The following is an 8,586-nucleotide window of genomic DNA, read 5'->3' as shown; positions in this document are numbered from 1 at the left end:
ACCTCGCAGCCGCACCGCGTCTGACCGACGCCGCTAACGACATCCTCACCGCCCTGAGCACCCCACCCCCGGCACACTAAGCGTCATGAGTCAGGTCGGATGCCCATGCGGCGCCCGGCCCCGGCCTCTACACCATTGTCTCCGAGCTCGGCGACTGATCTTGGGCGATCCGGCGGACGGGGCCGCGAGAAGGAGCCGATTGACACCGATTGGTTCCGTCAGGCCAGGAGGTCCTCCCACCAGGCCGCGAAGACGGGACAGCGCTCGAGGATCGCGGAGAGACCGGCGTCGGCGATGAGGCCGGGCCCCGTCATCACCTTGTCGTAGTGACGACTTGCCCGTGCGAGGCGTTTGGACGGGCTGGTGCTCGGCCCGTTGTTGACCTTCTCGGGGCCTCCCGCCCGGGTGATGGCGCGCCGCAGATCCGCCAGAGCGTGATCTGGGATGACTCCGTCCCCCTGCCCGGCGTCGACCGCCGCGAGGACCAGCGACTCGATCTCGTGAAGAACCACGAGCGGACGAAAGCGCGGATCAGGATGGGCCGCGTGCAGGGCCTTAGTGATGGCGCGCTGATGCTCCCCGTGGTTCCGGCACTCGGCATCCCGGCCGGGTGCGCCCTTGGGGTACTGGTAGTAATCGATGAGAAGACCCACGCGGTGCCAGTGGCTGCCGTGCAGAAGTGCATGGAGCTGCTTGTTGTAGTGCCTCCAGTGCCCGCCTCCGCGACGTGCGCCCGCGGGTGTCGCGGAGGTGATGACGATGATCGGGACAAGGCAGACCGCCCGCCTCAAAGCGGCGGGCACCAGTACGTCTCTGACAATCGCCTCTTCCGTCGGCCCCTCGACGAGTACGGCGACCTGCCTCATGAGCCTGCTCCTTCGCGTGCCGGGCGCCCGCCCAGGAGGTTCATCTCCCACAGGGTGCCGGTGGAGTAGTCGTCCAGGAAGGCCTCGAGCTCCTTCGAGTCAGGGCGGCTCGCCACCGTGGCTCCGTCCACCCGGTCCAGGACCACGATCTCGCTCAGGTCGAAGTGGGAGACCAGCGGCACGGACTGGGTCGCCAGAATCACCTTGTGTCCATTCCTCCCGGCGATATGAGCCATTTCCGCGAGCAGACCGATCGCCGCCGGGTGGAGCCCGAGCTCCGGCTCGTCCAGGACCACAGTGGCAGGAAGATCAGGCCCCAGCAGCAGGGTGGCCAGGCACATGAAGCGCAGGGTTCCATCGCTGGCCTCGTGAGCCAGGAACGTCCGATCCAGCCCGCGCTGCTTCCAGCGCAGCCGGATCCGCTCCGAGGCATCCGGCACCAGCACGAAATCGTCGAAGAACGGGGTGACATGACGTATGGCTGAGACAATGCGCCGATAGTGCTCGGGGTGCTCCTCGCGGACGCGCAGCAGGTAGGCGGCGATATTCTCCGCGTCCGATCGCAGGGTGATGTCATCGCCCACGGTCGAGCGTCCCTTAACCGGGGAATTGCTCGAGACGTCGTCGAAGTGGAAGACACGGCAGCCCTCCAGGATGGGGCGCACGTAGGCGGCGAATTTATGGAGCTTCCCCGGTTTGTCCGCCTGTGCGATCCGGGGGACGCGGCTGTGGGAGCCGAAACCAAGATTCTCGTCATAAGGCCTGTTCCGGTTCCGGCCGGCCTGGAACAGAAGCCACTCGTGAAGCTCGGCCTGCCCCGACTCGTTCCAGTCGTCCGGGTGCAGGTCCACGCGGTAGCCGTTGCGGCAGTCCTTCTCGTCGAACTCCGACATCATCTCGACCAGGACGTGCTCGGCAGCCCCCTCGTCGTCCTCGAACAGGAGGTTGTCCACCCCGCCGCGCCTGCGCAGGTAGTCCTGGAAGGAGTCGTCCCAGATGCGCGAGACCAGCTCCAGGGCGCTGACGAGGTTCGACTTGCCCGACCCGTTGGCGCCGATGAGCACCGTGACGTCGGTGGTCAGGTCCAGCTCGACGCGGCGGATCGACCTGAAACCCTCCACAACGAGGCGTCCGAGCTCAGCAGCCATGCCGCCATCCTAGATGATCGATTCGGGGAGAGGCCGTTCCGCCTGGTCCTTGTGGGCGCACGGCGCAGGCGCGTCGTCCGGCGCCCCTCTGTCTGCCGTCCGGATCGGTTCTGGGCGGTGCCATGCTCTGCGCCACAGCGAGGATGTCGGGCTGTGCGTTGGGTGCTGCCGGGGCCCGTCTCCAGGGGATCGTGGAGGAGCGGCTGGGAGGCCGCCCGGAGGCCGCCCGACCCCGCGAACCGGTCTCGAGCCGGAAGTGAACCGATCTCGACGCGGAATACGACCGATCTCGGCGAGCAGGGGCGGCGTGACCGTGAGCAGGCCGGACGCCGTCGCCGGGCCTCCATCAGCCCTCCGGGGCTCTCCGATTCCCCCAGGGGGCGGGCCTCGACCGGCGCCGCGCGGGCCCCGCCGGCTCCGCCTCAGCCCAGGAGCGCCAGCACGACGGCGGCGCTGCGGGCGGCCGCCTCGTCGGCGCCGATGTGGAAGTCCTGCCCCGCCTCGGGCCCGCACAGGTCGGACACGCCGCGCACGGAGACGAATGGGACGCCGGCGCCCGCAGCCACCTGCGCCAGCGCGGTGGACTCCATGTCTGTGCTCACGGCCTCGGGGAAGAGGTCGCGCGTGCGCCCCACGTTGGCGGCCGTGACGAAGGAGTTCCCCGCGAGCATCTGCCCGGTGCGCAGGCGCGCCGAGCCCGACGACGGCGTCGCCCCCGCCAGGGCCGCCGGGCCGACCTCGGCCGCGCGGGCGAGCAGCCCCGCGTCCCCCTCGAAGAGGGCGGGCTGACCGGGCGTCTGGCCGTAGGCGTAGCCGAAGGCGGTGGCGTCGGCGTCGGTGTAGGCCAGAGCGGCCGAGACGCACACGTCCCCGACCTCGACCTCCCGCCCCAGCCCCCCGGTGGTGCCCGCGGAGACCACGGCGTCGGGCTCCACCCGGGCCAGGACCGTGGCGAGCGCGCCGGCCGCCGCGACCAGCCCGATGCCGCTGCGCACCAGGACCAGCTCGCGCCCGCCATCGCCCGGCAGTCGCAGGAACCAGGCCCGGGCGCCCCCGAGCAGCGCGACGGGCTCGGCGTCGGCCCGCTCGGGCAGGGCGTCCAGGAAGGGTCGGGCCTCCTCGGCCATGGCGCAGGAGACGACGGCGGCGACGTGGCGGGCGGGACTCGCAGAGCTCATGCCGGCGAGCCTACGCCGGGGGGAGCCTCGACCGGCTCGCTCAGTCCGAGCAGAACCGCCTCGATGACCTCGTAGGTGGAGGTGCCGGCGCCCGACGGCGGCGCCTGCGCGGGCGGGGCGGCTGCCGAGCCGGCCGACCTGGCCGGCTGGTTCACGACGGAGTCCAGGTAGAGCAGGCAGATGACGTCGGCCAGGCTCGTCGTGGAGACCGCGGGGCGCCGCCCCATGCGCGCGAGCACCTTCTCGATGATCTCGGAGAACCGGGCGATCAGCTCCTCGCGGCCCGCCGCCATCTGGGGGCTGTCGGGGTGGCGCAGCCGGTAGAGCGTGTACTCGCTGGTCAGCAGGTGGATGGCGCGGGCCTCGGGGCGTATGGAGTCGAGCATCTCCATGAGCGACTCCATGGTCGGGGCCTCCATCGCCTCCACGGCGGCCGTGACCCGCTCCATCAGTGCGTTGGCGCGGGCGACGATCGCCTCGGTGAGCACCTCCTGCAGCGAGGAGTAGTTGGAGTAGAAGGCCCCCCGGGTGAAGCCCGCCTCGCCGACGACGTCGTCGATGCGGGTGGCGGCGATGCCCTTGGTCGCTATGACGTCCGCGGCAGCCTCGACCAGGCGCGCACGCGTGTTCTCCCGCTTGCGCGGGCGCTTGCCCGCGGCGCGGGCGGGCTTCTTCGGGGCGGTGCGGGAGCTCATGCTGCGCATCACCGTACCTCAGGGGTGCGGCGGCGCGCTGGCATCGGGGTGCCGGGAATCACAGGACGCCAAGTTTCGATACAGAAATGTACCGAGTACATTCCTGTATCGAACTTGCCGACCACCAACCCTGAAAGGACCGCCGTGTCCGCCTATCTGCACTCCCTGGGCCGCTGGTGCGCCCGGCGCGCCCCGCGCGTCCTGGCAGCCTGGCTCCTCCTCATCGCCATCCTCGGCGGCGCCGTCAGCGCCGTCGGCATGCGCCTGACCGACACCTTCACCATCTCCGGGACCGAGTCCATGAAGGGCCTGGAGGTCCTCGACGAGCGCCTCCCGCAGGCGGCCGGAACCAGCGAGCAGGTCCTCTTCACCGCCTCCGACGGCGATATCGGCGGCCACGCCGACGCCGTCAACACCTTCGCGAGCAGGGCCGCCGACATCGACGGCGTCGCCATGGTCTCTGCCCCCTTCGGGGACGCGCAGACAGGCACGTCCTCCACCGTGTCGGCCGACGGCGCCCACGCCCTGGTCCAGGTCCAGGCCGACACCTCCGTGAGCTCGGTGCTGACCGGCAACACCCCCCGGGCCGCCGAGGTCGCCCGGGACCTGGAGGACCTGGCCGATCAGGCCCACGCCGACGACCCTGCCGTCGACGTCCAGCTCGGCGGCAACATCGGCCAGAAGGTGGGCATCGGCATCTCCGGCACCGAGCTGGTCGGCGTCGTCATCGCCGCCGTCGTCCTGCTGGTGACCTTCGGCTCCGTCCTGGCCGCCGGCGCCCCGCTCGTGGCGGCCTCCCTGGGGGTCGGCACCGGCATGCTCGGCATCCTCCTGGCCGCGGCCGCCACCGACATCAACTCCACCACCCCGGTGCTGGCCGTCATGATCGGGCTGGCCGTGGGCATCGACTACGCCCTGTTCATCATCTCCCGGGCCCGGGAGTACCTCGCCGACGGCGTCGCCCCCGCCGAGGCCGCAGGGCGCGCCGTGGCCACGGCCGGGAGCGCCGTCGTCTTCGCCGGCACCACCGTCGTCGTCGCCCTGTGCGGCCTGAGCGTGGCCGGGATCGGGTTCCTGACCACCATGGGGGTCGCCTCCGCGGCGGTCGTCGCCGTAGCCGTGCTGGTGGCCATGACCGCCGTGCCCGCCCTCATCGGCCTCATTGGGAAGCGGCTGGCGCCCCGCGGCTCCAGCCGCCGGGGCCGCCAGGCCTCCAGGGCCGACGCCGCAGCGGGCTCCGTGGGCGCCGGGGCCGCAGCGGGCTCCGGCAGCGCCGCGCACGCGGTCGAGGGGGCCGGGGAGGCCGCATCGGCCGGGACGGTGAAGCCGGGCGCGCCGGTGAAGGCCGGTCCGGCCACCCGCTGGGTGCGCGCCGTCACCCGCCGGCCCTGGCTCACCATCGGCGCCGTCGTCCTCCTCCTGGGGATCACCGCCATCCCTATCAGCGGGCTGCACCTGGCCCTGACCGACAACGGCTTCGCCGTCAAGGGCACCCAGCAGCGCCAGACCTACGACGCCATCGCCGAGGCCTACGGCGAGGGCTACAACTCGCCCATTATCGTCATCGCCGACATCGCCAACACCACCGACCCGGTCGGCACCGTGAACCGGCTCTCCCAGGACATCGCCGGCCTCGACGGGGTCTCCGCCGTCGCCCTGGCCACGCCCAACCAGGACGGCACCCTCGCCTTCATCCAGATCCGCCCCGAGAGGTCCCAGGCCGACCCGGCCACCATGGACCTGGTGCGCGACATCCGCGCTCGCGCCGACGGCTACGAGCACGACTACGGCATCAGCGACGTCATGGTCACCGGGCAGGCGGCCGTCGCCATCGACGTCGCCGAGTCCCTCAACGCCTCCCTGCTGCCCTTCGGGATCGTGGTGGTGGGCCTGTCCCTCATCCTGCTCACGGTGGTCTTCCGCTCCGTAGCGGTGCCGCTGACCGCCACCCTGGGATACCTGCTCTCGCTCGCGGCGGGCATGGGCGCCGTCGGAGCCGTCTTCGGCTGGGGCTGGGCTGCCGACCTGCTCCAGGTCTCCAAGGTCGGGGCCGTTATCTCCTTCCTGCCTGTCATCGTCATGGGCGTCCTGTTCGGGCTCGCCATGGACTACGAGGTCTTCCTCGTCTCGCGCATGCGCGAGGAGTGGATCCGGCGCCGCCCCGCCGGCGGGCCGGCGGGCTCAGCCGATACCCCGACTGACCCCGCCATGCGCCGCAGGGCCGCCGTTGAGGCCGTCGAGGCCGGGTTCGTGGGCAGCGCCAAGGTGGTGGGCGCCGCCGCCGTCATTATGGCCGGCGTCTTCGCGGCCTTCATCCACACCGAGAACGTCTACATCAAGCCCATCGCCGTGGGGCTGACCGTCGGCATCCTCGCCGACGCCTTCGTCGTGCGCATGACCCTCGTCCCCGCCCTCATGGCGGCCCTGGGGGAGCGGGCCTGGTGGCTGCCCCCGTTCCTGGAGCGGCAGCTGCCCGTCATCGACGTCGAGGGCGAGGGCCTGGAGCGCACCCTGGAGCACGAGGCCTGGACCGCCGCGCACGGCCCCGCCGTCCTGCGCGCCCAGGACCTCGTGCTCGCTGACGACGAGGGCACCGCCCTGCGCGGCCTCACCCTCGCCCTGGGCGGCGGGCAGGTCGCCCTCGTGCGCGCCGCCGAGCCCCTGACGCGGCGCGCCCTGGCCGCTGCCATCGGCGGGCGGCTGCAGCCGGCCGGCGGCATCCTCGCCGTGGCCGACCACGTCCTGCCCGACGGCACGGCCGCCATCCAGTCCGTCACCACCGCCATCCACGCCTACGACGACCCGGTGCCCTCCCACGTGAGGATCGTCGTCGTCGACGACCCCGGGCACAGGCGGTGGAAGCGCGTGGCCGAGCTGGCCTCCCGGGGCGTGGCCGTCGTCGTGACCGCCGATGTCGACGCCGCTGAGGAGCGCCCCGAGGTCGCTGTCGACGCCGTCATCGACATCGACGCCGACGGCGCCGCGCACGTTCGGCGCGGCCGCGGCCCCGCTCCCGCCTCCGGCCAGCGCGGCCCCGAGGGCCCCGACGGTCCGGGCTCCCCGGGCACCTCCAGCACCTCCGACACCTCCGACAAGACGAGCGAGGCCATCGCATGACACGCCGTTCCCTCATCCTGACCGTCCTCATCGCCCTCGTGCCCGCGCTTGCAGGCCTGGTGGTGGTGCGCGCCGCGACCACCCCGGCGGCCTCGGCCGCGACCATCCCCGCCGCCGTCGTCAATCTCGACACCCCGGCCACCGCGCCCGACGGGAGCACGCTGCCCGCGGGCCGCCTCCTGGTGGGCCGCCTCACCGACCCCGGCACCGCCCTGACCGCCAAGTCCGCCACCGGCGCCACCACCGAGCGCCTGGACTACTCCGTGGTCACCCAGGACACGGCGGCCGAGGGCCTGACCGACGGGACCTACGAGGCGGTCATCACCATCCCGGCCGGCTTCTCCCAGGCCATCGCCAGCACGCTCGGCGGCACCCCGGAGCAGGCCGCCGTCGAGGTGGAGACCTCCCAGTCGTCCGCCTCCGCCGCGGGCGCGGTCAGCCAGGAGGCGGTCTCCGCGGCCGTCGACTCGCTGGGAACCACCATCTCCACCTCCTACCTCAACGGCTCCCTGTCCTCGCTGACCACACTGTCCGATCGGCTCGGGCAGGCCTCCACCGCGGCCGAGACCCTCTCCTCGGGCGCCGAGCAGCTCGCCGCCGGGATCGGCTCCAGCGGGGACACGGCGGCCAGCGGCACCCTGAACGGCGCCGTCAACAGCTACACGGGCGCGGTCGACCAGCTGGCGGCCAACTGCGAGGCCATGGGGGGATCGGCGCAGCTGTGCGCCTCCCTGCGGCAGGTCTCGGCCGGCTCCGGGGCCCTGACCGGCGCGGCCTCCTCCGCGGCCACCGGGGCCTCTCGGGTGTCCAGCGGCGCCGGCGCCCTCAACGACGGGCTGAGCACCGCGTCCGGGGCCGTGCCGTCCTACAGCGAGCAGGAGGTCGAGGAGCTCGCCGACTCGCTGGCCCAGCCCGTGTCCGTGAGCGCGCGCGCGGACTCCGACGCCGCGGCGGCCACGCGCATGAGTCCGCAGGCGCTGAGCCTGGCCCTGTGGATCGGGGCGCTGGTCGTCGTCTCGGGGCTGGGGATCATGAGCCGGCGCCACGTGGAGGCGGCCATGACGCCGGCCCGACTGGCCATCACCTCGCTGAGGCCCGCCCTCGGGCTGGCCGTGGTGCAGGCGACGCTGCTGACCGGGGCGCTGGCGCTCGCGGGCGCCCGGTTCGGCAACATGTGGGCCGTGGGCGGGCTGGTCCTGCTGGGAGCGGTGGCGATGACAGTGCTTCACGCCGCCCTCATGGCCGCGTTCGGCGCGCGCGGGACCAGCGCCGTCTCGCTCCTGGCCCTGGTGGCTCAGGCGGCGTGGGTCCTGTCGGTGAACGCTCCCGGTGGGATGGCGGGCGCTCTGCCGGTCACGGTGCTCGACTCGGCCCTGGGCGGCATCATGCTGGGGACGGCGGGGGGCGGCGGATGGTCCGCGGCCGTCGTCCTGTGCCTGTGGGCGGCGGCGAGCACCCTGGTCATGACGCTGGCGGTGCGCCGGCGCCGGGCCACGTCCCTGGCAGTGCTGCGGCGCGAGCTCGCCGCCGCGTAAGGGGCGGTGAGCGCTGCGGGCGGCGGGGGTCCGGACGTCCTGGGCGG

General features: G+C 72.8%; 6 protein-coding genes. 2 read left to right on the top strand and 4 right to left on the bottom strand.

The window, feature by feature from the left end; genetic code table 11:
* Positions 1 to 218 precede the first annotated feature (218 nt).
* From O145_RS12220 to O145_RS12205, 4 genes are all read right to left on the bottom strand, one after another.
* Complete coding sequence (locus O145_RS12220; RefSeq protein ID WP_043563390.1) at positions 219 to 866, bottom strand: DUF4276 family protein; 648 nt, start codon at positions 864 to 866, stop codon at positions 219 to 221.
* The gene (locus O145_RS12215) at positions 863 to 2,014 is read right to left on the bottom strand and encodes an AAA family ATPase (protein WP_043563388.1); all 1,152 of its coding nucleotides are present in this window, start codon (positions 2,012 to 2,014) and stop codon (positions 863 to 865) included. Before O145_RS12215 ends, O145_RS12220 begins: the two co-directional genes overlap by 4 nt.
* Before the next feature lie 422 nt (positions 2,015 to 2,436).
* Positions 2,437 to 3,192 carry a 5'-methylthioadenosine/S-adenosylhomocysteine nucleosidase gene (gene mtnN / locus O145_RS12210; protein ID WP_043563386.1) on the bottom strand — a complete coding sequence of 252 codons (756 nt, stop codon included), beginning with the start codon at positions 3,190 to 3,192 and terminating at the stop codon, positions 2,437 to 2,439.
* Complete coding sequence (locus O145_RS12205) at positions 3,189 to 3,887, bottom strand: TetR/AcrR family transcriptional regulator (RefSeq protein WP_043563411.1); 699 nt, start codon at positions 3,885 to 3,887, stop codon at positions 3,189 to 3,191. The genes mtnN and O145_RS12205 overlap by 4 nt, the downstream gene beginning before the upstream one ends.
* A 144-nt stretch (positions 3,888 to 4,031) precedes the next feature.
* Between O145_RS12205 and O145_RS12200 the strand changes: the two genes are divergently transcribed.
* A complete protein-coding gene (locus O145_RS12200) occupies positions 4,032 to 7,004 on the top strand; it encodes an MMPL family transporter (protein WP_084682591.1) in 2,973 nt (990 codons plus the stop codon).
* Complete coding sequence (locus O145_RS19320) at positions 7,001 to 8,539, top strand: YhgE/Pip domain-containing protein (protein WP_229118546.1); 1,539 nt, start codon at positions 7,001 to 7,003, stop codon at positions 8,537 to 8,539. Before O145_RS12200 ends, O145_RS19320 begins: the two co-directional genes overlap by 4 nt.
* Positions 8,540 to 8,586 lie beyond the last annotated feature (47 nt).

This window comes from Actinomyces israelii DSM 43320 (assembly GCF_000711965.1).
In the GTDB taxonomy this organism is placed as follows: Bacteria; Actinomycetota; Actinomycetes; order Actinomycetales; family Actinomycetaceae; genus Actinomyces; species Actinomyces israelii.
The sequence above is the reverse complement of the archived record's forward strand: the minus strand, read 5'-3'. Positions and strand labels throughout refer to the sequence as shown.

Excerpts from the sequence above, each read along its gene's own strand:
- O145_RS12220 (WP_043563390.1), bottom strand. The coding sequence starts at position 866 with ATGAGGCAGGTCGCCGTACTCGTCGAGGGGCCGACGGAAGAGGCGATT.
- O145_RS12215 (WP_043563388.1), bottom strand. The coding sequence starts at position 2,014 with ATGGCTGCTGAGCTCGGACGCCTCGTTGTGGAGGGTTTCAGGTCGATC.
- mtnN (WP_043563386.1), bottom strand. The coding sequence starts at position 3,192 with ATGAGCTCTGCGAGTCCCGCCCGCCACGTCGCCGCCGTCGTCTCCTGC.
- O145_RS12205 (WP_043563411.1), bottom strand. The coding sequence starts at position 3,887 with ATGAGCTCCCGCACCGCCCCGAAGAAGCCCGCCCGCGCCGCGGGCAAG.
- O145_RS19320 (WP_229118546.1), top strand. The coding sequence starts at position 7,001 with ATGACACGCCGTTCCCTCATCCTGACCGTCCTCATCGCCCTCGTGCCC.